This is a genomic window from Listeria monocytogenes ATCC 19117 (assembly GCF_000307025.1).
Taxonomy (GTDB): domain Bacteria; phylum Bacillota; class Bacilli; order Lactobacillales; family Listeriaceae; genus Listeria; species Listeria monocytogenes_B.
In genome coordinates this window covers 167,055-189,313 of record NC_018584.1, presented here as the reverse complement: position 1 = coordinate 189,313, position 22,259 = coordinate 167,055, and the positions used below count along the sequence as shown (strand labels likewise).

General features: G+C 38.0%; 19 protein-coding genes. 3 read left to right on the top strand and 16 right to left on the bottom strand.

Features of this window, described 5'->3' with window-relative positions:
* Position 1 precedes the first annotated feature (1 nt).
* The 7 genes from LMOATCC19117_RS00970 to LMOATCC19117_RS00940 form a co-directional block, all read right to left on the bottom strand.
* Positions 2-3,304, bottom strand: a complete 3,303-nt coding sequence (locus LMOATCC19117_RS00970; RefSeq protein WP_003734707.1) for a TIM-barrel domain-containing protein — start codon at positions 3,302-3,304, stop codon at positions 2-4.
* 82 nt (positions 3,305-3,386) lie between these two features.
* Positions 3,387-4,643 (bottom strand): ABC transporter substrate-binding protein, encoded by a 1,257-nt coding sequence (locus tag LMOATCC19117_RS00965; protein WP_003725498.1) that lies wholly within the window; start codon positions 4,641-4,643, stop codon positions 3,387-3,389.
* Positions 4,644-4,670: 27 nt separating this feature from the next.
* Positions 4,671-5,519 (bottom strand): carbohydrate ABC transporter permease, encoded by an 849-nt coding sequence (locus tag LMOATCC19117_RS00960; protein WP_003728178.1) that lies wholly within the window; start codon positions 5,517-5,519, stop codon positions 4,671-4,673.
* Positions 5,519-6,397, bottom strand: a complete 879-nt coding sequence (locus LMOATCC19117_RS00955; RefSeq protein WP_003722709.1) for a carbohydrate ABC transporter permease — start codon at positions 6,395-6,397, stop codon at positions 5,519-5,521. Before LMOATCC19117_RS00955 ends, LMOATCC19117_RS00960 begins: the two co-directional genes overlap by 1 nt.
* Positions 6,398-6,432: 35 nt before the next feature.
* The gene (locus tag LMOATCC19117_RS00950) at positions 6,433-7,647 is read right to left on the bottom strand and encodes an ROK family transcriptional regulator (protein ID WP_003725496.1); all 1,215 of its coding nucleotides are present in this window, start codon (positions 7,645-7,647) and stop codon (positions 6,433-6,435) included.
* A 164-nt stretch (positions 7,648-7,811) separates the two neighbouring features.
* The gene (gene metG, locus LMOATCC19117_RS00945; RefSeq protein ID WP_255299922.1) at positions 7,812-9,812 is read right to left on the bottom strand and encodes a methionine--tRNA ligase; all 2,001 of its coding nucleotides are present in this window, start codon (positions 9,810-9,812) and stop codon (positions 7,812-7,814) included.
* Positions 9,813-9,877: 65 nt separating this feature from the next.
* Positions 9,878-10,738, bottom strand: coding sequence for a GRP family sugar transporter (locus LMOATCC19117_RS00940; protein WP_003728180.1), 861 nt, complete (start codon positions 10,736-10,738; stop codon positions 9,878-9,880).
* Positions 10,739-11,015: 277 nt separating this feature from the next.
* Between LMOATCC19117_RS00940 and LMOATCC19117_RS00935 the strand changes: the two genes are divergently transcribed.
* On the top strand, positions 11,016-12,281 hold the full coding sequence (locus tag LMOATCC19117_RS00935; protein ID WP_003728182.1) for a MucBP domain-containing protein: 1,266 nt from the start codon (positions 11,016-11,018) through the stop codon (positions 12,279-12,281).
* Between the two features lie 147 nt (positions 12,282-12,428).
* Here the strand turns inward: LMOATCC19117_RS00935 and LMOATCC19117_RS00930 are convergent, their stop codons facing one another.
* Both LMOATCC19117_RS00930 and LMOATCC19117_RS00925 read right to left on the bottom strand, forming a co-directional pair.
* A complete protein-coding gene (locus LMOATCC19117_RS00930; RefSeq protein ID WP_072219551.1) occupies positions 12,429-13,697 on the bottom strand; it encodes a DUF1214 domain-containing protein in 1,269 nt (422 codons plus the stop codon).
* A gap of 61 nt (positions 13,698-13,758) precedes the next feature.
* Entirely contained in the window at positions 13,759-14,616 is an 858-nt protein-coding gene (locus tag LMOATCC19117_RS00925) for a GRP family sugar transporter (protein ID WP_003723496.1), read from the bottom strand.
* A gap of 113 nt (positions 14,617-14,729) precedes the next feature.
* Here LMOATCC19117_RS00925 and LMOATCC19117_RS00920 point away from each other — a divergent pair, with 113 nt between their 5' ends.
* Positions 14,730-15,014 (top strand): AbrB/MazE/SpoVT family DNA-binding domain-containing protein, encoded by a 285-nt coding sequence (locus LMOATCC19117_RS00920; RefSeq protein WP_003725491.1) that lies wholly within the window; start codon positions 14,730-14,732, stop codon positions 15,012-15,014.
* Between the two features lie 44 nt (positions 15,015-15,058).
* Here LMOATCC19117_RS00920 and rsmI read toward each other — a convergent pair whose 3' ends face one another.
* The 6 genes from rsmI to holB are packed head-to-tail and all read right to left on the bottom strand — an operon-like array spanning position 15,059 to position 19,231.
* Complete coding sequence (gene rsmI, locus LMOATCC19117_RS00915; protein ID WP_003728184.1) at positions 15,059-15,940, bottom strand: 16S rRNA (cytidine(1402)-2'-O)-methyltransferase; 882 nt, start codon at positions 15,938-15,940, stop codon at positions 15,059-15,061.
* Positions 15,937-16,206 carry a GIY-YIG nuclease family protein gene (locus LMOATCC19117_RS00910; protein WP_003725489.1) on the bottom strand — a complete coding sequence of 90 codons (270 nt, stop codon included), beginning with the start codon at positions 16,204-16,206 and terminating at the stop codon, positions 15,937-15,939. The genes rsmI and LMOATCC19117_RS00910 overlap by 4 nt, the downstream gene beginning before the upstream one ends.
* Positions 16,190-16,942, bottom strand: a complete 753-nt coding sequence (locus LMOATCC19117_RS00905) for a tRNA1(Val) (adenine(37)-N6)-methyltransferase (RefSeq protein ID WP_003728185.1) — start codon at positions 16,940-16,942, stop codon at positions 16,190-16,192. The genes LMOATCC19117_RS00910 and LMOATCC19117_RS00905 overlap by 17 nt, the downstream gene beginning before the upstream one ends.
* A gap of 57 nt (positions 16,943-16,999) precedes the next feature.
* Positions 17,000-17,389 carry a DNA replication initiation control protein YabA gene (yabA, locus tag LMOATCC19117_RS00900; RefSeq protein WP_003728186.1) on the bottom strand — a complete coding sequence of 130 codons (390 nt, stop codon included), beginning with the start codon at positions 17,387-17,389 and terminating at the stop codon, positions 17,000-17,002.
* A gap of 10 nt (positions 17,390-17,399) precedes the next feature.
* Positions 17,400-18,233 carry a PSP1 domain-containing protein gene (locus LMOATCC19117_RS00895; protein ID WP_003725486.1) on the bottom strand — a complete coding sequence of 278 codons (834 nt, stop codon included), beginning with the start codon at positions 18,231-18,233 and terminating at the stop codon, positions 17,400-17,402.
* 5 nt (positions 18,234-18,238) lie between these two features.
* Positions 18,239-19,231 carry a DNA polymerase III subunit delta' gene (gene holB, locus LMOATCC19117_RS00890; protein ID WP_003728187.1) on the bottom strand — a complete coding sequence of 331 codons (993 nt, stop codon included), beginning with the start codon at positions 19,229-19,231 and terminating at the stop codon, positions 18,239-18,241.
* 216 nt (positions 19,232-19,447) lie between these two features.
* Here holB and LMOATCC19117_RS00885 point away from each other — a divergent pair, with 216 nt between their 5' ends.
* Entirely contained in the window at positions 19,448-20,284 is an 837-nt protein-coding gene (locus LMOATCC19117_RS00885; RefSeq protein ID WP_003725484.1) for an STAS domain-containing protein, read from the top strand.
* A 43-nt stretch (positions 20,285-20,327) separates the two neighbouring features.
* Here the strand turns inward: LMOATCC19117_RS00885 and LMOATCC19117_RS00880 are convergent, their stop codons facing one another.
* On the bottom strand, positions 20,328-22,079 hold the full coding sequence (locus LMOATCC19117_RS00880; RefSeq protein WP_003728190.1) for a SpaA isopeptide-forming pilin-related protein: 1,752 nt from the start codon (positions 22,077-22,079) through the stop codon (positions 20,328-20,330).
* Between the last annotated feature and the right edge of the window lie 180 nt (positions 22,080-22,259).

Sequence of the window (22,259 nt, the reverse complement as noted above, 5' to 3'; positions counted from 1 at the left end):
ATTATCTCCCTTTCTTTATTTGTACTTTTTTGGTCGTGCCGATTACTTCAACTTCATATGCCGGTGTGTTTGTTTGAACAGAAACAACTACTTCGTCCGCATTTTCCGTTACTTTTACTAGCCATTTTTCGGATAAGTGATCCGTCATTTCTTCTGTGAAATCACCGTCCACATAAATTTTAAGTAGTGGTGTATCGTATTCTTCCACTGTGTTGCCAACCCATGAGCCGAGTTTCAATGTAGCGTCCACATTACATAGCACTGCTTTTCCACCACGAATGAAAACTGGAATTTCTTCTTTATCCGCTTTGCATTTTCGTAAAGTTGGTCCGTTCACTTTTGTTCCATTCCAGAAATCATACCAAGTTCCTTCTGGCAGATAAACTTCTCTGGAGCGCACGCCGTCTTCAATTACTGGTGCGATCAGCATTGCTTCTCCGAATAAGTATTGGTCATACATATCAGAAACACGCGGATCTTCTTTATAGTCCAGCAGAAGCGCACGCATCATCGGCAAACCAGTTTCAACACATTTTAATGATTCATTATAAATATAAGGTAAAATATTCATTCTAACATTCGCAAAATGGCGGTAAATTGGGATAACTGAATCGTCACCAGTTCGTGAAGCAATATTCCACGGTGTCCGGTCTTGATTAAATTCCGCTTTACTTTCAGCATGATACTGCATAATCGGGCAGAAAGTAGCCATTTCAGCAGAACGAATGAATAGCTCAGCCGTCGGAATATCGCCGTTAAAACCTGCAAAGTCAAAACTCCAAAACGGAATTCCCGAAAATCCAGCGGAAAGTCCAGCAATGAGCGATCTTCTAAATGCATCAAAAGTGGAACGTTCGTCTCCAGCCCAGTGCGCCGGGAAGTTTTGCGCGCCAGTGTAGCCAGCACGACTAAATGTCATGCCATCATTTTGTTGTGCAAATTGGTAGTAAGCTTCCACATAGTCATTTGGATAAAGATTACGCATTTCATCACCACGTCTACCATCAGCAAATTGCAAACCTTCACCAAAGACGAATTCGCCGCCGTCTGTTTTAAAGCCATCGACCCCAATATCAATCAAGTATTGTCGTTTGTCAAACCACCATTTTTTTCCTTCTTCATTGGAGAAATCCATAATCAAGCTTTCTGTGAACCAATTTTCTGGAATACGGTATGGCGAGCCATCCGGATTTTTCACTACATAGCCTTTTTCAATCATATAGGCTTCTTCGCGGTCTTTTAGTGGGTGTTGTTGGCGATTTAAGTATTTTTGAATCGGAATTTGCCAAAGAATTAACTTCATTTTGTTGTCATGGATATAGTCAACCATCCCTTTTGGATCTGGCCATCTACCCCATGAAGGGAATCTAATTTCATCGTAATTATATGCTTCAAATGGGGCTTTTTCGTCATATTCGGCGTCATTGAACATATAATAAGTCGCTTCATCGCTCCATTGTTCTAACACGACAACGGTTGATGGGATTTGCAATTCTTGCGTTGTTTCCACTTCTGTTCGAACGACAGATTCACGGTCCCAGTTGTTACTAGACATCCACGGCCCAAGCGCCCAAACTGGCACCATCGCCGGTTTCCCAGTTTTCTTCATATAATTTGCTACTGCACTACGAATATCTCCCATTAAAAGACAAATATCTGTGTCACAGCCATTTATTTCTACTGTAATTGTATGCTTGTCCGCTAGTTGGTTACCTAAATCAAAACTTGTGTAACGAGCGGTATCAACGAACACACTATAATCACGATTCGTATGATAAAACGGCATCGGGATGTAGGTTCTTGTTCCTTGATCACGGTATTGATTATAAACAAAACAATCAAGCACATTCCCGCGCTGACCTAATGCATTGTATCGTTCACCGAAGCCGTAATACTCTTCTTCTTTCGGAGCATCTAAATGCAGTTTCACTTTGTTGATTGCGCCAGTCTTATCTGTATACCACTGTAACGCTGGGTAAATTTTATGCGATTCTAGAATTAATTTGCCTTTAAAATGTACTTCGAGACGCACTGGATTGTTTGAAACGATAATCTCTAAATCATCTTTTTTCAATTGGCCGGATGATTTTGTTTTAACATTGCTCGCTTCAAATGAAGGTTTTAATCCGATTACAAGTTCATCTGATTTCGCGGTGAACTCGACCGGGATGATACTTGATGGATTTTCTTTAAATAAAACCATTAAGCCTTGCTCTGTTTCACAAACTGCCGCTTCCTCTGACCAGTGTTTCCAAATTGGTTCGACTGTATAATCATCTGATGTCAAAGTGGTTTGGTCTTTCATTGTTGCCCGGAAATAATACGTATACTCGCCAACTTCTTCTAACGGTGGAACGAGCGCTTCCCAGATTTGGACATCATTTTTTTCTTTCTTCTCACATAGAATGGTCCAGTCTTTCTCTTTTAAGACGAGTTCGACTTGGATTGGTTCGACTTCAGAAATAACTTCACACGCAGCCGAAAAATGCATTTCTGTTTCGGGATAATGTGGCGTGCGTTCAGTTAACTGTTGCTCATAGCGATTTTCATGCCCAAAAGGATCGTGTGAAATATGCGCTGTCACTTCACTTTCCATCGCCCGGAATGCTTGGTTAATTTCAATAAAAATCGCGCCAAGTTCGTCATTATCTTCCATCTTCATTGCCATATTCAAATAGTGTAAAGCTTTATCTTGGTCACTTTTTTCTAAGAAATATAGCGCCATTAGAGCCGTTGCAAAGGAATTAACTCTTGGTGCTCCTGAATAAGGCAATACCCCATCATCTTGCACTAATTGTTGTTCCATTTTGCCAACAGCCGCCACCATTACAAGATCTTCAGGCGAAAATAGACCAAACGGAAGCACGGATAAAAGCTGGTCGGTTGACACTTTCCGCGTGTTAAAACCAGTAAGAATGCTATCGCCTTTTAATAAATTATCAAAACAATAGTCGCGGATAATTGTAATCGTTTGTTGTAACTCCGGTTTTGGAAAAGTGTTTTTCACATCTAATAATGCAGAGTATACACTTGAAATAGTTGCTAAATAAATATCATTTTCAGCTGAACCCCAAATAGACTTTTCAGGACGATTCCAGTTTTCAACTAAAAATGCAATTACTGGCTCTACTTCTTCTCTATCATAATGATTGATTTTACTGCTAAGCCATAGCCAAGAAGCGGTTTCAAGGACTGAATCAGTTGTAAAGTTAGGTTTTGTTTCCAGCAGGATTGGTTTGATTTTTTCGTTTTTTCCTTCTATTAAATGCAAGTAACCCTGCATTAATTTTGTGAATTTAGACATGTTCTATTTCCTTTCTTGGATATACTAAAGTGGCAGTCTAATTTGTAAAGATACTTACAAACGTCCCTGCCACTCGTTTTACTTATTTAAATCCCATTGTTTTGTTGATGTTGTCTTCGCTGTTTTTCAGTGCTTTTTCTGGAGTAGAATCGCCATTTAATACTTTTTCGAATTCAGAGTTTGTATAATCACTGATTTTGTTCCAATCTTTTACAACTGGAGGTAATACCATATATTGTAGAGATTCGAATACTGCTTCTCTGTTATCTGGAGGAGTTGCATCTAAATATGGTTGTAAAATCTCTTTGTTTTCAGTCGCTGGAAGTTCCCAGTTATTATCAATTCTGATTTTCGCTGCTTCTTCGTTCGCGCTCATGAAGGAAGCGAATTTGAAAGCTGCTTCTTTTTTATCGGAGTCTTTAGAAACACCAATGCCGTTTGCGAAGAAGTGAGTTGCTTTTTGCGTGTTTCCTGCTTCTACTTGTACATCCCATTTGAACGGAGCATCTTGGAACATATCGAACAACCAAATACCGGTGTGAAGCATTGCGATTTGACCATTCATAAATAAATCTTCTGGTAATTGGCCAGATAAATCAGCTGGTGAAGGCGCCACTTTTGAATCTGTTACTTCATTTGTTAAGTGAGTTAATGCTGCCACATTTTCAGGACTGTTGATAGTTGTTTTCGTTAAGTCTTCGTTGAAAATCGAACCACCATTTTGCGCTGCTACTTTGTAGAATTCGTTCATTGTTACTGGTTGGGAAGTTCCCCAAACTTTATTTTTAGCATCTGTTAATTTTTTTGCTGCCGCTTCTTCGTCTTTCCAAGTCCAGTCAGCTGTCGGATATTCAACGCCGGCTTTATCAAAAAGGTCTTTATTGTAAATTGTTACAACGTTGGAGAAACTTTCTACCATTCCGTATTGTTTACCATCATATTTGAAAGCATCATAGGCTTGTTTGTTAAGTGTAGATGGATCAAAATCTTTATCTTTTTCGATATAGCTTGTTAAATCTGCAAGAACACCTTTTTCGGCGTATTGCATGAATGTTTCGTAGTTAAGTTCAAAAGCATCTGGAGCATCTCCACCTGCGATTTGCGTTTGCAGCTTCGTGAAGTAATCATTAAATGCGATTGTTTGAACGTTTACTTTAATATCCGGGTTTTGCTTTTCAAATTCTTTTACCATTTCATCAAGTGCTTTTCCATCAGCTGGTGCAGAGAATTGATAATACGTTATTTCTGTTTTATCGCCACTACTACTGCCACCGCCGCAAGCCGAAAGACCAAATACAGACAGTACAACTACCATTAACAATAATAAACCTTTTTTCATTTGTAACACTCCTTTTTTGTTGGTTTTTTATTCTTTCATTCCGCTCATTGCCATTCCTTGGATGAAATATTTTTGAGCAAAAAGGTACACTGCTAGAATCGGGATAACACTAATTAGTACACCCGCCATCATTAAGCCATAATTCGTTCCATATCTACCTTGTAAAAGAGATAATCCTAAAGGTAAAGTTGCCATTTCTTGTGAACTTGTCACGATTAATGGCCATAAATAACTGTTCCAAGATTGCATAAAAGTTAAAATTCCGAGTGTCGCAAAAGTAGGTTTTGCAAGTGGTAAGATAACTTTTCGGAAAATAGTAAAATGATTGGCACCGTCCATGAATGCAGCTTCTTCTAGCTCTTTCGGAATTCCCATGAATGCTTGACGTAATAAGAATGTCCCAAAAACGCTGAATAGTGCGGGTACAATCAAACCAGCATACGAATCCAACCAGCCAAATTGTTTCATCAAGATAAACTGCGGAATCATTGTAACTTGAGCTGGCACCATCATTGTTGCTAAGTAAAGTAAAAATAATTTATCGCGACCCCAGAAAGGAATTCTGGCAAAAGCATACGCTGCCATTGAACAAAACAGCATTTGACCAAGTGTCGTTACAACTGCAACGACCACGGAGTTAACTAAAAATCGCAACATTGGGAACATTTCAAATACTTGAGTGAAGTTCGCAGTTGTCGGTTCTTTAGGAATAAATTGCGGCGGTAATACCATGTTCGCTGCGCCTGTTTTGAATGCAGTTGATACCATCCAAACAAACGGCATAAGCATGATAATTCCACCAAGACAGATGATTGTATAGGTAAGAATATTTTTAAATAGTTGCCATTTTGGTGAACCACTTTTTTCTGTTTTCATTAGTAATTGGACCACCTTTTTTGAAGTTTATTTTGAATAATTGTAATGATGAAAATAACAATAAACAATATCCAACTCATCGCGGAAGCATAGCCCATTTCGAAGTATCTAAATGCATGGTTGTAAATATTTTGGACTAGGGTCATTGTCGCTCCACTTGGACCACCTTCTGTCATAATCATCACTTGGTCAAACACCTGGAATGAGTTGATAAGCGAAATTATCGTCACAAAGAATGTAGTAGGAGTAAGAAGCGGGATAGTAATAGAGAATAATTGGCGAAGTTTTGATGCTCCGTCCATATTGGCAGCTTCGTAATACGATGGTGAAATATTTTGCAATCCACCAAGGAATAGTACCATAACGAAACCAATATCTTTCCACGCACTAGTAATAATAACTGCAATCATCGCCGTTTGTGGATCTGTTAACCAGTTGGGCCCTGCAATACCAATTAAAGATAAGAAGTAATTGATCAAACCGTATGAAGGATTGAACAGCCATTTCCAAACGAGTGAAACAGCTACCCATGAAGTGATTACGGGTAAGAAGTACACTGCTCGGAAAAATGGTCTTAGTTTGATTTTTTGGTTCAACATCAAGGCACACGCTAGGCCAAGAATCATTACACTAGGCAAATAACCGATGATGAACGTGATTGTATTTCTAAACGATTTCCAAAATTCTGGGTCATTAAATAGCCTTTTGTAATTTTCAAATCCAGTAAAGTGAATAGTACTCACTAAGTCCCAATCGGTAAAACTAATACCAAGCGAGCCAAGGATTGGGATTGCAATAAAAATGAGAAAACCTAGTAAATTGGGTAGCAAGAATATGCATAGCCAAAAGAGTGTTTTCTTTCTAGTCATACCAACCATGTAAAAATAACCTCCTGAAATAGTTTATGTTCTTTTTAACGTAGTAACGTTTGTTCTTCTTCATAGATTGGCACTTGGAATAATTGGTGAATGACTAGTAAAGCCGCACCTTGTAACCATGCAGGATCCTCTAAAGAAGTTGTAGTAATTTCCGTTTCAAAGCCAGCCCCTGAAAAAAAGTTTTGTGAAGCAATTTCATCAATTTTAGTTAAGAATAAGTCTCTATGGTGCAAGCCTTCACCGACAATGATAACTTTTTCCGGATTGAAGGTATTAATAATATTTCGAATCCCGTATCCTAAATATTCACCCATTTTACCCATAAGTTCCGTCGCCATTTCGTCTCCAGCTCGAGCACTTTTTGCTACTTTATCAAAATGAAAATCCTTTAATTCTGATGTTGGATAAGCTTCTTTTAATTCTTCGCCACGATTTCGGAAATAAAATTCGGATGCGTACATTTCTAAGCATCCTTTTTGACCACAGTGACATTTGTATCCGCCCGGTTGAATCGTTGTATGTCCAAATTCACCGGCTCCACCCTGTGCACCATAATAAATTTGACGATTAATAACAACGGATAAACCAAGTCCAGCTCCAACGGAAACTGTTGCAAAATTATTTGATTGTTTTCCTTCACCTAACCATAGTTCCGCGAGTGTGTAGCAGTTTATATTTTTATCTACGTACACTGGAATATCTGGGAAGTAAGCATGTAGCATTGCTTCTAAAGCGACATTTTCCCACCCTAACATAGTAGAGCGGATAACTGTTCCTTTTCTACGATTAACTAGGCCGGAAATCGCAATTCCAACTCCTAGCAAATGGTTCATATCTCTGTTTTCACACATCTTTTTCACATTTTTAGCAATTAACTCAATCGCTTCTTCTGGTTTTTTCTCTGAGGAAAATGGTATAGAAGTATTTTCCATGATTTCTGCATTTAAATCGGTCAACGCAAAAAGAAGTTGTTCCTCTTCAACTTTGACACTAACAACAAATCCATAATCTTTATTAAATCTAACTAACTTGGCACGTCTGCCTCCAGTAGATGATGTTTCGGCACCTTCCAAAATAATGCCTTCTTGCTGTAAATCATCTAAAATATACGTTAATGTAGACATCCCAAAATCGCATTTTTTGGCTATCTCAGTCCGCGTGATTTCTCCTTTTTCACGGATTAAATTCAGCACGGTGTAGCGGTTTATGTCTTTAATTAAGTCTTTATTCCCTTTTCTTAAGATATCCATTTTCAGGCTCCTTTACTTCTGTCCGACCACTTACTTCGTTCAATGAATTAAGTAAGTATAGTTACATTATATTGTAATCGTTTGCAATATGCAATCTTTTTTTTAAAAGTTTTTTTAGGCGAAAAAAAGGAGCCCTAACTCAAATGAATTAGGACTCGTTTTTACTATTTTACTTTTGCACCATTTGGAAGTGCGCTACTTGCTTCGATTACACTTAGCTTACCATCTTTTTCGCCTGAGAGTATCATTCCTTCACTCATTAGTCCGCGAAGTTTTACAGGTTTTAAGTTAGAAACGACGATAACTTTTTTGCCGATTAGTTCTTCTGGTTGATAGAATTCTGCAATGCCTGAAAGTACTTGGCGCAGTTTTCCTTCCCCTAAGTCTAATTGGAAACAAAGAAGTTTATCTGCTTTTTTCACTTTATCTACTTGTTTTACTTCTGCAACACGAAGATCGATTTTATCGAAATCTTCAATGCCGATTTGCGGTGTTTCAAGTGCTTCAACTTCCGCCGCTTCTTTGGCAGGAGCTGGCGCAGAGCCTTTCATTTCATCTTGGATAAAAGTAACTTCTACTTCTGCCTCAAGTCTTGGGAAAATTGGCGTACCTTTTTTCACCACTGTTGTGCCAGCTGGAATTTCACCGTATCCATAGATGCTATCCCATTTTTTCAAGTTTTCTTCTTGTAAACCTAGTTGTAAGAAGATTTCGCCTGGAGTTCTTGTTAAGAATGGTTGCAAAAGTACTGCGATAATACGTAAGTTTTCTGCTAAATGAGTCATTACGCTCGCAAGTTCTGTGCGTTTATCTTCGTCTTTGGCAAGTGTCCATGGAGCGGTTTCATCGATATATTTATTTGTACGAGAAATTAGTGACCACAGTTGGTTTAAAGCTACAGAGAATTGCATGTGATCCATGCTACCTTCATATTCCTTCACCACATTGTTTTTGAAATCCACTAAGGTTTGATCGAATTCTGTTACATTGCCTTGATAAGCCGGAATTTCGCCATCAAAGTACTTATTAATCATTGCTACTGTACGATTAAGTAAGTTTCCTAAATCGTTGGCAAGATCAAAGTTCACACGATCAACAAAGTCTTCCGGTGTAAATAAACCATCTGAACCAAATGGAACTTCGCGTAATAAGTAATAACGAAGCGCATCTAGGCCGTAGCGGTCAATCAGCATATAAGGATCTACTACATTCCCTTTGGATTTAGACATTTTACCATCTTTCATTAGAATCCAGCCGTGGCCGAACACCATTTTTGGAAGTGGTAAGTCTAGTGCCATCAGCATAATTGGCCAATAAATCGTGTGGAAACGAACGATTTCTTTCCCAACGATTTGTACATCAGCAGGCCAGTATTTTTGGAATTTCGTGTCATTGTCCGTATTATACCCAAGCGCAGTAATATAGTTAGAAAGCGCGTCAATCCATACATAAACAACGTGTTTTGGATTGCCAGGAACTTTAATACCCCAATCAAAAGTTGTTCTAGATACAGCTAAATCTTCCAAACCAGGTTTGATGAAATTATTAATCATTTCATTTTTTCTAGATTCAGGAAGGATAAATTCTGGATGGGAATTATAATATTCTACTAAACGGTCCGCATATTTGCTCATACGGAAGAAGTAGGATTCTTCTTTCACTAGTTCGACTTCATTGCCACTTGGGGCTTTTCCGCCGATTACTTTACCATTTTCATCTTTATATACTTCTTCTAACTGTGTTTCTGTAAAGTATTCTTCATCAGAAACAGAGTACCAACCTTCGTATTCACCTAAGTAAATGTCGCCTTGTTCTAAAAGTTGTTCAAAGATTTTTTCAACCGATGTTTTATGACGGTCTTGTGTTGTACGAATAAAATCCGTATTAGAAATTTCTAGTTTTTTCCAAAGTTCTTGGAAACCTTCTGCGATTTCATCCACGTATTCTTGTTCAGAAATTCCGCGTTCTTTCGCTTTTGCTTGGATTTTTTGACCGTGCTCATCTGTTCCAGTTAAGTAAAACACATCATATCCTTTTAAGCGTTTATAACGAGCCATCGCGTCCCCCGCAACAGTCGTATAAGCATGGCCGATATGCGCTTTTCCGCTTGGATAATAGATTGGTGTGGTAATATAAAACGTATTTTTCTCTTCAGGCAACACAATTCCCTCCTTAAAAATAAAACAATTAGTATCATTATATCATTTTTCGCGCTAAACGAAATAATTAATTAAGCACCTTTTGCAACGCCGATTAAAATCCCGCCGAGAACGACTAAAACTACGCCCACAATAACAAAAAACATTTCTTTTTGTGTTTTCTTTTCTTTTAAAAGTACGATTCCGCCAATAGTTGAGATAACAACTCCGAGTTGCGAAAGTGAAAAACCAGTCGCAACGCCAACAAGTTGGTTAGCGTGAACCATCGCAACGTTCCCAGCCGCCCAGATTATCCCTGGAATAGTAAGTAAGAGTGTTCGTTTATTGAAACGTTTTTCCGTACCACCGCTATGCGTCATAATTAGCGCACTTAAAACCATCCCAATCGCTTGCGGCAAGATTGCGTTAATTCCATCGATTTTGAAACCTTGAATTAGAACGACTAAGCCAACATAACCACAAGCAGATATGAATAATGTGATTAAACCTTGTTTTAATGCGTTAGTTCCATCTTCTTCTTTTTCAGCATAGGATGTTAAGAAAATCCCGCCAACAATTAGTGCAAGTGCAATAAAACCTAAAATAATCCGAAGTGTCGTATCCCATTCATGAAATAAGATTACCCCACAAAGTGTTGTTCCGACTAATTGCATCCCTGTAGAAATCGGCATTGCTTTTGAAACACCGATAATTTTGAATGCTTGCAGTTGGAACATTTGACCCACAGTCCATAAACACCCTGTTATAAAACTAATTCCTACTGTTTTAAGCGTATAAACTGGGTCAGTAAAGAAGAAAACGATTACCGCAAAAGTGAGTGCCCCTAGTGTCATTCCCATCGTTTGTTGTCTTGTTGAACCGCCAAATTTTGTAATAATTAGCGGTACTGTTCCCCAGAGTAATGCAGGAATCAGCGCAATCATAATGTTCAAATCGTTTTCCTCCTTGTTAATCCTTTAATTTAGTTTTCAATTACTTCATTATAGCTGAAATAACAAGAAGATGGTAGAGGTTTTCTGAGTAAAAGTACTTAATAGCGCTGACTGTTAAAGTTTAAATTAACGATTTACCTTTTTATGATTCTCATTAGTCATTATTTCGACAAAATATACCATATTAATGCTACTAGAATTAAACTAACGCCCCAAAATCGAGTGCTATACTTTAATTACATTAAATTCCAATTCAAGGAAAGAGGTTATTTAAATAATGTTTAATAAGAAAAAAACTATCGCTAGCCTTATAGTTTTAAGTTCTCTAGCTAGTCAAATAGCACTTACACCTATTTCTGCACTTGCTGATACTCACGATACAAATAATATTGCATTACTACAAAATACCAATGAGAATGTCCCATATAAATACACATCCACTCTTACATTTCCAACTTTAACGAATCAAACCCAGGAAGACTATAAACTGGAAATAAAATTAGCCCTACCAACTGGCATGAACTATACGGGCTTGCAGGTTTCTGTTGGTGGGGAAGACATTACAAACCAAGTTGGGACAACTAGCTTTGACAATTCCACTAACACTGTTACTTTTAAATTCGACAAAGTAACAAGTTGGGATAGTTTATCCAAAGCAAAAGTAAAGTTCGACTGGAAAACTTCTTATTCAGGTGAAGGCGGGGAAGCAAAAATCGATTCTTTAGTTGCGACCGCAACAGCTACAAGCGAAGACAAAGCTGGTAACAAATCTACCTCTACTGGCTCTTTAAAACCAAAAGATATTAGCGCACCAGTTGTCAAAGCAGATAAAACAGAGGTTACGTATAATCTTGGAAGCAACGTTACCGAAGAGCAATTTTTAACAGACATTAATGCTAGCGTTACTGATAATTATGACTCCACTATTAGTCTTACAAGCAATTTTACTTCCATAGTTAATTTAGCAGTGAGTGGTGATTACTCGGTCAATGTTCAAGCAACCGATAAAGCTGGCAACGTCTCAAATACTGTAAATGTCACCGTTCATGTAGCAACTCCGGCACCTGTAGCCGGAGCGAACATAACGGTCAACTATCTTGATAGCGATGGAAATAAACTCGCAGAATCAGACACATTGACGGGAACTATCGATAGTAATTACCAATCTACAAGTAAAAAAATTAGCGGGTACACTCTAGAAACCACACCAAAAAATGCAACTGGTACTTTCACTGATACCCCGCAAACCGTTGATTATATTTATAAAAAAGATACCGTTACCCCAACACCTATAGTTGATCCGGTCAATCCAGTTGACCCGGTTGACCCAGTAAATCCGGTTGATCCAGTTGACCCTGTAGTAAATAAACCAGTCATTGTGACACCAAATACGGATCAAGTTACTACTAGTAATTCAGTAGAAAAAACAACTTATAATTCTTTACCGAAAACGGGTGATACAGATCAAAGTACAGCAACAACTATTTTCGGAGCATTGCTTCTTTTAATCAGCGCCCCATTACTTTTATTTAAAAAGAAATAACTAAAATCACCTCGTAAAATTTTTACGAGGTGATTTAAAAATAGTCCTATTACAATACAAAAAGTGTAAGTGTTTTTATTTTTATATACAAGAAAGCTAAGTATGTTACCACCCAAAATTGGTAATTGCATACTTAGCTTTTTAGGTTTATTTTATAACTTCCAGCGGTGGTAAGAATACTTTCCCTTCCAACACTTCTTTTTTCGGAACATATAGTCGGAAATTTAGTGAAAACTCTTTTCCAGCCTTGCTTGGTAGCCAGTTTCCCGGATCTACATCAGCTGGTTTTTCTGACGCAATGTAGAGCGTCAAGCTGCCATCTTCACTTAGTTTTGGACCTGAGTAATTATTGATGCAGAATTTGTTTAATTTATTTGGGATAACGTGGTAATCTGGAACACTGTATAAGGTAACGGACCAAAAAGCATCTGCCAGTTCTGATGGAAGTTCATCTGCCGGAAAATAGATTTTATAAACTTTATCGCCAGTTAATAACTCATTATCCGTACCTTTTTGACCGATGAAGTATAGTGCTTCTTGAATAGAATTCGCCCAAATACCGCCGTAATTAATGATTGCTCGCGCTAAAATATCATTTTCGAACGCGCCAGCTACGTAAGTAACAGACCATCCGCCTTTTTGTGTACCAAATCCTTTTGCACCATTTGTAAAATATGGAATGGCTTCTTTCACAATTAAGTTTCTTACTTCAGCTTTTTGCTCATCACCAAGCTCGATATAGGCTGCCACTTGTCTTGCTTTATCTTGGAATTCAGTTGCTCTTGGCATTTTATCTGGATAAGTTGCTAGTAGTTCTTCCAAATTGGAATAAATTTCTTCTAATAAGAACTCTGCATTAGTGAAATGTGGAATCTCAAGTGGTTCTTTGATTTTTATATTGTCTGGTGCATCGAATTTGAATGCTTTTTGAAGTTTTACTGCACCTTCAGGATCGTCTTTTTGTTCTACGCGAAGAAGTACTTTTACTTTCTCTGATGGTAATTCGATTTTTACAGCGTCACTTGGAACGGAAGGATTTGTTCCTTTTTTAACGAAAGCAAATTTTCCATGTGGATGCTCTGGATAGTTACGTTCATTGATATTTGTTACCACTTCGCCCCAGCCGTCTAAAAGTTGCACAGTATAGTAGCGATTTTTAATTTCTGGTACTTCTAAAATAACGGCATTTTCGTCATCTACAGCTATCCAAGCTTCTGAATAAACCACATCAAAGTTCGGATTTACAAAATTTGCATCTGCTGGTGAAATCGAATTGTGCTTAAGTGTGTTATATGGAATTTTATCTTCTTTTGTATCAAAATTTTCTTGGCGTAAAACGAGATATCGCGATAATAAATAAACATAGGATTCTTTTACAACCTCAGCATTTACTTCTAAATTCGCATTCATTATCAGTATAACCACCTTTAATTTAGATTAATTTAAGTATAGCATTGTATCCTCTCGAAAGCTGTTCTTAGCTTTTTGCAATTCCAATCATCGTACCACCGATAATTACTAAGACAACCCCGATAATGACCAGAATAAGTTCTTTCTTGGTTTTCTTCTCTCCTAGGAAAAGGATTCCACCAATGGTCGAAATGACAACACCCATTTGTGAGAGCGAAAAACCTGTAGCGATTCCAACTAATTTATTTGAGAATAGTAGAGCCAAGTTACCAGTAGCCCACATCACCCCTGGAATCATATTTAACCAGGTTTGCTTTGTAAAACGTTTTTCTTCAGACTTAATAGAAAATAATAATCCTGCGACTACCATCCCAATTGCTTGAGGTAAAATCGCGTCCCACCCACTAATATCAAACCAACGAGTGATAACGACATATCCTACATAACCTACGGATGAAATAAGTAAAGTGATAATTCCTTTTTTCATATTTTGGCCGGAATTTTCGTCTTTATGTTGTTGATAACTTGTTAAGAAAATCCCGATAATAATTAATGCTAATGCGGAAAATCCTAATACTAATTTGGAAGTTGTACCCCATTCATGAAAAGCAAATACACCAAAAAGCGATGTACCTACTAACTGCATTCCTGTCGAAAGTGGCATTGTTTTTGATACGCCTACTTGTGTAAATGCCCGGAACTGATTCATTTGACCTAAGCTCCAAAATGCCCCTGAAATAAAACTAGCAATAATAATGGTTGCTGTATATTCTGGATTTGTAAAAATAAAAACTCCGATTGCGAAAGCTAGTGCGCCGAATGTTGTACCAATGATTTGCTGCCTCGGTTTACCGCCAATTTTTGAAACAACTAATGGCATAATCCCCCACATCACTGCCGGAATTAATGCGATAACTATGTTCATTTTTATTCCCCCTAATTCTTCTGCTTATGGTCTATACCCTTTTCCTCATGAAATCATTCCTATTCCCGTAATTATCTGTTAAAATGAATTAAAATTATCAAGAAGGTGAGAAAATGAAATCAACTGGAATGGTAAGAAAAATCGACGAACTTGGTCGTGTGGTTATACCGATTGAAATAAGAAGAACGATGAACCTAAATGTAAAAGACCCTTTAGAAATATTTACAGATGAAGATGCGATTGTATTGAAAAAGTATTCCGCTGGCTTGGTTTGTGACGTTACCGGAGAATTTTCTGTTGATAACAAGAAATTTGTGGACGGTAAATTGACACTCAGTAAAGAAGGCGCTGCGGAATTAATGGAAGAAATTAAACGCCGCTTTGGTGATACATTATAAAAAAAATCATGCGCGAGTTCCCATTAAAGGATTCGCGCATGATTTTATTTTATTTCATGATAAGCAGAGTAAACTTCTCGTTTTGGTAAATTTCTCGCTTTCATAACCGTTTTAATTGCATCTTTAGAACTAACATTTTCCTGTTCCATTACGGTGCTTACGTGCGTTTTAATATCGAGTTCTTGCCACCAGAGTTGCTCTTCTGCAAGCGGTGGATTGGCATTTCCTTCAATAATCAAGCAAAATTCTCCGCGAACTTCTTCGTCCATTGCCCAGTTTAACGCATCTTCAACCGTTCCACGTAAAAATTCTTCAAATCTTTTTGTGAGCTCTCGACACAAGACAATTTTCCGATCATTTCCAGTGATTTTGATGATTGCTTTTAGTGTTTCTTTTAAACGATGTGGTGATTCATATAAAATCCACGTTTCTTCGCGCGCCGCTAATTTTTCAATCGCTTGAGTACGTTCTTTATTTTGGCGTGGAAGAAATCCGTAAAAGTAAAACGGCTGCGGGGCAAGACCAGATGCAATCAGTGCAGTTAATGCAGCATTGGCTCCTGGTAGAGGGATGACAGGAATATTAGCATTTAGCGCACTTTGAACAAGTTCGTATCCCGGGTCAGAAATAGATGGCATCCCCGCATCACTAACAAGCGCCACCACTTCACCGTCTAACATCCGCTGAATAATATTATCTTCTTTATTTTCCTTCGTAAACTGATGGTAGCTCGTCATTCGGGTTGTAATTTCAAAATGATTTAAAAGTTTCACGGTGTTCCGCGTATCTTCCGCTGCAATAATATCCGCTTCTTTAAGCATGCGAATTGCACGAAAAGTCATATCTTCTAAATTACCAATCGGCGTTGGCACTAAATATAATGCTCCTTGGCTGGCTCCACTGAAACTCTTTTGGCTTTTTATCATTCGGACTCCTCCCGTTGTATTAAATAGGCGTCTTTATTTTTACGTGATAATTTTTTGAACGCAGCTTCTGCTTTTGTAGCTTCACTTCTTGTTTCGAATTTTTCAAAATGAATGACTTTTACCGGGCGACGTGTTTTTGTATATTTACATCTAATTCCCGCATTATGTTCCGCTTCTCGGCGAATAACATCTGTTGTATAGCCACCATAATAGGAATTGTCACTACATTTTAGCACATAAAAGAAATGTTCACTCGCTTTCGCCATATAAAATCTCCTTAATTACTGGTGTATATTCCCCTAGCTCATCATATACGATAACAGGTGGTACATATTTCACACCAGGTTTTCCGTCTTTGATTCCTTCTACAAGCACCGTATTCGCTTCTCTATCTGAGCGCGGGTGCACGAATTGAATGCGTTTCGGTTCCAAGCGATATTTTCTCATTATATCAATGATGTCTAGTAATCGTTCCGGACGATGAACAAAATTCGCTTTTCCACCTTGTTTTAAAAGGCTTGCGGCTACACGAATAGTATCCTCTAGCGTACACATAACTTCATGGCGAGCAATCCGAAAATGTTCATTGGTATTTTTCAAACTTGTATCCGGGGTTGCAAAATAAGGTGGATTACAGGTAACAATGTCCGCGCGCTCTTTTGGAATAAGATCTGTAATTTTTTTCAAATCATATTCGATTATTTCGATTTGGTCTTCCAGTTGATTATAAGCAACACTTCTTTTCGCCATATCTGCCAGACGTTCTTGAATTTCAACACCAACTATTTTCGCTTTTGTTCGCGTACTAAGTAGTAAAGGAATAATCCCATTTCCGCTACACAAATCAATTATTTTCCCTTTACGGATTGGTAAATAACTAAATTTAGCGAGGAGAACCGCGTCTATCGAGAAAGAAAATACCGATGGGCTTTGAATAATCCGCAAATTTTCTGCTAGTAAATAATCTAGTCTTTCATCACCAATTAATTCGAGTTTTTCCAAATGATTCACCTTTTCTAGCAAAAAGCCCTTCTCTTGAATTGAGAAAGGCCCGTCATGTTATTTTTTATTGAGCAAGGATAAGCAAAATAAACAATCTTCATCATTACCACGCGGGCTGCCGAAATGTACATTGCAAACATGAAATCCTTCCTTGTAAAGTTGGACAAGATTGTCATAACCTTCCCCAAGTTCAATCATTTGCTGCATTGCTTCCTTACGATTAGGCGCCATCACACCGTGTTCCGCCTCTATTTCGGCTTTAGGTTCTGGTGTCGCTTCATCCGTCAAAGAAAGTCTGCGTCGCAAATGTTCGTTTTCAAGGTTTAATCGGTTATTTTCTTCCAACATTTCGCCTAAGTTTGTCTTTAGATCTCCAAGTTGCTGATACAATTCGCCAATTTGCTCCTCCATATTACTGACTGAGTCAAAAATAGCTTTTTTATCCAATTTTTTCACCTCAAGACTTTGCCGGTTGTTTTAGAAATTCGTTATATGGACGTAACTCATCCAATTCGTATTCTATAACCGTCTCTTCTTCGGGCAAACTCACTTGTAGGATTCTAGACAGCAAGTTGATTCCCGAAACACGTGCTTCTATGCCTTCTGGAGTTTTTACTTTTACACCAACATCTGGCATTTCACGTTTAGCTTGCTCATATTCATCGTTCTCATATTTCAAGCAACACATTAATCGTCCACATAAACCAGAAATTTTCGTTGGGTTAAGGGACAGGTTTTGGTCTTTCGCCATTTTGATGGAAACTGGTTCGAAATCACCTAAGAAAGTGGAGCAGCAGAGCATACGACCGCATGGGCCAATCCCACCGAGCAATTTCGCTTCATCACGTACACCAATTTGGCGAAGTTCGATGCGAGTCCGAAAAACAGATGCTAAATCTTTCACGAGCTCCCGGAAATCGACGCGACCTTCTGCGGTGAAATAAAAAATGATTTTATTACGGTCAAATGTGTAATCAACATCAACTAAACTCATTTCAAGTTCGCGCTCGCGGATCTTTTCATCACAAAGTAAAAAGGCTTTCTGACACGAGTCGCCATTCTCAGCAACGCATTTATAATCCGCTTCTGTTGCGATACGCAGTACTTTCTTAAGTGGTAAAACGACATCTTCTTCGTCCACGTAGCGCGGTTCAATGACTGTTTTACCAAATTCAATTCCTTGTGCATTTTCAACAATAACACCTTGGTTTTCTGTGATTTCCAGTTCGCCAGGTGAGAAATAATATATTTTACCAACGTCTTTAAAACGGACGCCTACAATTTTAAGCATAGCGATTACCTCCCTTGGATTTCCAGAACTAACTGCTCCATTAGAAGTTGCGTGTTCATATTGGAATCCAGTTTTGATTTCGCAGCGAGAATCTTCTCGATTTCCCCTGTGGTTTCGGACAGTGATTTACGCAGCGCATCTTGTCCGAGCATTTCTTTTTGCGCAGTACAAATAGGTTCGTAGTTCTCGTCAAGTGTAAGGTGTAGCCGGTCGCGGTACAGCAGTAACAATAATTCGAGCCCAAGCGCCATCTTATCTTTCTCTTTAAAAAGTGGCATCCATGATTCTTGAATGATAATTAATGGGCTGGTTCCTTGATGGTGAATTCCTTCATATAACTTGATGACAACATTTCTTGCCTCACTAAACCACTCACTCTCTTCAAAAGCCTTCGCTTCTTCCACACTCCCAGTAATGCTAGCATAAATCCGCGCTTTTTGTTCGGAAATGCCTGCTGCTGTTAGTGATGCGAGTAAACTATCAAAAGTCAGTGATTTGAATGTGACAGGTTGCAGTCTTGATTGAATCGTTGGCAAAATTTGCCCGGGGTTTGTTGTTAAAAATAATAATAACAAACCGCCTTCTGGTTCTTCTATAAATTTCAGCAGACTATTGGCTGATTGAACAGTCATTTTTTCTGCATCGTAAATGATAACTACTTTTTGATCCGATTCCATTCCGCGTTTACTAAGTTCTTGCTTCAGCGCGCGAACCTGATCAATCTTAATACTAGCTCCATCTGGCTCTAGCAAATGAACATCCGGATGATTATGACTTGCTATTCTCGTGCAATTGGCACACTTCCCACAAGCAAGCTCGGTTTCAGTGCTTTCTAAACAAAAAAGACTCTGAGCTAACCAAAGTGCTGTGCGTTTCTTGCCTGTACCTCTTGCTCCTTCGAATAAATAGCCGTGAGATAATCGATTTTCGCGGACACTTTTTGAAAAAATCTTCATGACCACTGGTTGCATCACTGTAAGTTCATCCTGTAATCCCACAAAAAACTTCCTTTCTATCCATATTGTAATATTATACCATGACCAAGCTTAAATAGCTTCGGAATTTTAACAAAAAAATAACGTTGGATTGGTTAACTAATATTACAATTTCAATAAATTCGTTATTTTTCTAAAATTTAATTGGACAGTACAACGTTTTGAGCATAGAATAAAGAAAAGTAGTTATTATACTTAGACTTAAAGGGGTTGTCTGGTATGAATGAATCGAATGGAAGTATGGAGCTATATTTAAGAGAACATACCGAAGAAATTATTAATAAGTGGCTATCCAAAATTTATGAAAACGAAAACACGTATACTAGTTTTGTTTACTCGCCGCGTTACAAAGATGAACTGCGCGCTGACAGTGAACAAACAGCGGACTTAATCATTTCTTATTTCGCTGGTAAAAAAGCATTTTTTGAGAAACTCGACAAATGGCTGGATAACATGTACGCGCGTCGCATGGAAAATGAAGTACCATTACCTGAAGTTATTACCACCCTTGATAAACTACGCCGTGAATTTGTTTCTGCTGTTGGTGATTTTTGTATTCATAATGATGAAGTGTCTAAATGTGATTTCTCATCAAGTCTGTCCATGGTTAATCACGGGTTTGACCGGATAAACGAAGCCTTCTCCGCCATGTATTACAATGATATCGTCAAACATTTAGAACAACAACATCGTTTAATAGAAGAAATTAGCACACCCGTCATTTCTATCACGGACAAATTAGCGATCCTTCCTTTGATGGGGAGCGTCGACCGTGAAAGAGCAGAAAAGTTATCCGAAATCACGGCAAACAAATGCGTACACTTAGGCGTGGAACAATTGTGTATTGATTTATCAGGAATTACTTATTTTGATGATGCACTTGGAGAAATGCTTACCAACTTAGTGACGATGCTTAAACTTCTTGGTGTCGAGGCATTTATTTCTGGCATCCAACCAAAAATGGCACAACAAATTAATCGTGTTGAATTAAACTTATCTATTCCTGCCTATCATTCGTTAAAGGCTGTCTTACAAGATCAAACTAGAACTATATAAGAAAAACCGTAAGCGATTGTATTATCGCTTACGGTTTTTTTAATTATTTTCTTCTAAGCGCAATTAATCCACTCGCTGAAATGGCTACGAGCAGTATTCCCCAACCATTAACAAGTGGTGTATCCCCTGTTTTTGGTAAAGTCGTCCGTTTGCTATCTGCGCTTATTATTTTATCTGGTTGTTCTGGTTTATCCGGTTTATCCGGTTTATCCGGTTGTTCTGGTGTTTTTGGTGGTACTGGTACTTTTGGTATTTCTGGTTTTTTCGTGTTCTCTTTTGTTACGGTTACGTTTAGTGCCTCTGTGCTGATTTTAAATTTGACTGGAGTAGCATCTAAAATATAGCCTGTTGGCGCTTTTGTTTCGACAAATTGATACTCGCCTGGAAGTAAATCCGTCACCGTTAGTTTGCCCATTTTGTCTGTTTTAAGGTTTGGTTGTAGTGTGTTGCCATCTTTATCTTGTAGTTCAAATTCGGCATCAGCTAGTAGGTTTTGTGTGTCGTGGTCGACTTTCTCTAGTGAAACGGATCCTTTGATGGCAGAGTTTTCTTTGGATAGAAATAATGATTGGTGCGCGTCATCAATTGTAAATTCTACTGGAGACGCATCAAGCACATATCCTTGTGGAGCTTTTGTTTCGATTAGCTGGTATGTATCATATTTCAGATTTGAAATAGTTAGTTTACCATCGATATTAGTTTTTAGTCCTGTTTGGACTATCGTTCCTGCTCCGTTGACTAATTTAAACTCGGCACCTTCTAATGGATTTTTTTGAGACGAATCATCTGTTTTCGTTAATTCAACAGATCCGGTTGTCCCTTCTCCCCCTCCGCCACCACCTGATGTTGGTGTCGCGACTTCGATTTCTTGCTTGATAAAGTTATCTCCTGTCAATTGCCCTTTATTTGTGTAGTTAGGTGATGCTCCGTTATCGGTAGAAGTTGTATAGTATGAAATTTTGACAGAATCTGTTAAATTTCCTAGGTCGACTTTGAATCCTTCCGTTGTTTGAGTAATTGCCGATGATGGTACCTCGGCTCCTGGCGTGAAGTTATCATCCGGATCAAATTCACCGTGGAATGCTTTGATAGAATTAAAATCAACGACTTGTTTTGGTCCAATAAAATCTTCATAAACGGCATTTTGAATGTTTTGTTTCGAATAGTTAACTCGAACGACCCATTGGATAAGCTCAGGATGTTCAGCATTAGCCCAGCCGTATTTATATAAACTTTCATCCGGGTCAATTTGATTTTTACCACCAACGCCCACATCAATTGTTTCTGTGGTACCATTTACTGGAAATTCAACTGGAACATTTTCATTTCCTTCTACTAATGATTTATCCCAATTAGTCCAAAAATCGAGATATCCACTAATATTGGAATTTTTTTCAACAAAGTCTGTAAATGTAATAACTACTTGCCCAGTCGATTTTTTAGCAATCACGTGACCTACCGTGTTGCCATCGTGATCTTTCAAAGAAAAGTCTAAATCTGTAACTATCTTCAGCTCTGGAGGTAACACAAATTCCATTGTGTCGCCTTCCTTCACATTAGTTGAATTGGGGATTTCCCAAGTATAGTGAACCTTGATGCTGTCGTAATAACCGAAGTCCGTTTGAGGATTGCCATCTGCGTCTAATAATTCCACAGTTTTCAAAAAATCGGAGCCATAATTAGTTGCTGCTTTAACAAAGTTAGTCTGAAATAAAACGTTTACAAGCAAGATAACGCTAAGAAAGGCTAATCCGAATTTCTTTAGATTAGACGTCATTGTCGTGCGTTTCTTCATAAAAACCATCCTTTTTTAATTAATTTCAATCATAATATATTGCTAATTCATAGTGATTATACATTATTTTTTCTAAAAATCGGTTCTCCTTCACAAAAAAAGCCTTCTAATTGTGAACATTTTGTGACAATTGCAATTCTTAAACAACCTAATTAAAACAGGCTTAGATAATTATCTAAG

Bases quoted from the DNA above. Each gene is read 5' to 3' on its own strand.
- LMOATCC19117_RS00970 (WP_003734707.1), bottom strand. From the start codon at position 3,304: ATGTCTAAATTCACAAAATTAATGCAGGGTTACTTGCATTTAATAGAA.
- LMOATCC19117_RS00965 (WP_003725498.1), bottom strand. From the start codon at position 4,643: ATGAAAAAAGGTTTATTATTGTTAATGGTAGTTGTACTGTCTGTATTT.
- LMOATCC19117_RS00960 (WP_003728178.1), bottom strand. From the start codon at position 5,519: ATGAAAACAGAAAAAAGTGGTTCACCAAAATGGCAACTATTTAAAAAT.
- LMOATCC19117_RS00955 (WP_003722709.1), bottom strand. From the start codon at position 6,397: ATGGTTGGTATGACTAGAAAGAAAACACTCTTTTGGCTATGCATATTC.
- LMOATCC19117_RS00950 (WP_003725496.1), bottom strand. From the start codon at position 7,647: ATGGATATCTTAAGAAAAGGGAATAAAGACTTAATTAAAGACATAAAC.
- LMOATCC19117_RS00935 (WP_003728182.1), top strand. From the start codon at position 11,016: ATGTTTAATAAGAAAAAAACTATCGCTAGCCTTATAGTTTTAAGTTCT.
- LMOATCC19117_RS00925 (WP_003723496.1), bottom strand. From the start codon at position 14,616: ATGAACATAGTTATCGCATTAATTCCGGCAGTGATGTGGGGGATTATG.
- LMOATCC19117_RS00920 (WP_003725491.1), top strand. From the start codon at position 14,730: ATGAAATCAACTGGAATGGTAAGAAAAATCGACGAACTTGGTCGTGTG.
- rsmI (WP_003728184.1), bottom strand. From the start codon at position 15,940: ATGATAAAAAGCCAAAAGAGTTTCAGTGGAGCCAGCCAAGGAGCATTA.
- LMOATCC19117_RS00910 (WP_003725489.1), bottom strand. From the start codon at position 16,206: ATGGCGAAAGCGAGTGAACATTTCTTTTATGTGCTAAAATGTAGTGAC.
- LMOATCC19117_RS00895 (WP_003725486.1), bottom strand. From the start codon at position 18,233: ATGCTTAAAATTGTAGGCGTCCGTTTTAAAGACGTTGGTAAAATATAT.
- LMOATCC19117_RS00885 (WP_003725484.1), top strand. From the start codon at position 19,448: ATGAATGAATCGAATGGAAGTATGGAGCTATATTTAAGAGAACATACC.
- LMOATCC19117_RS00880 (WP_003728190.1), bottom strand. From the start codon at position 22,079: ATGAAGAAACGCACGACAATGACGTCTAATCTAAAGAAATTCGGATTA.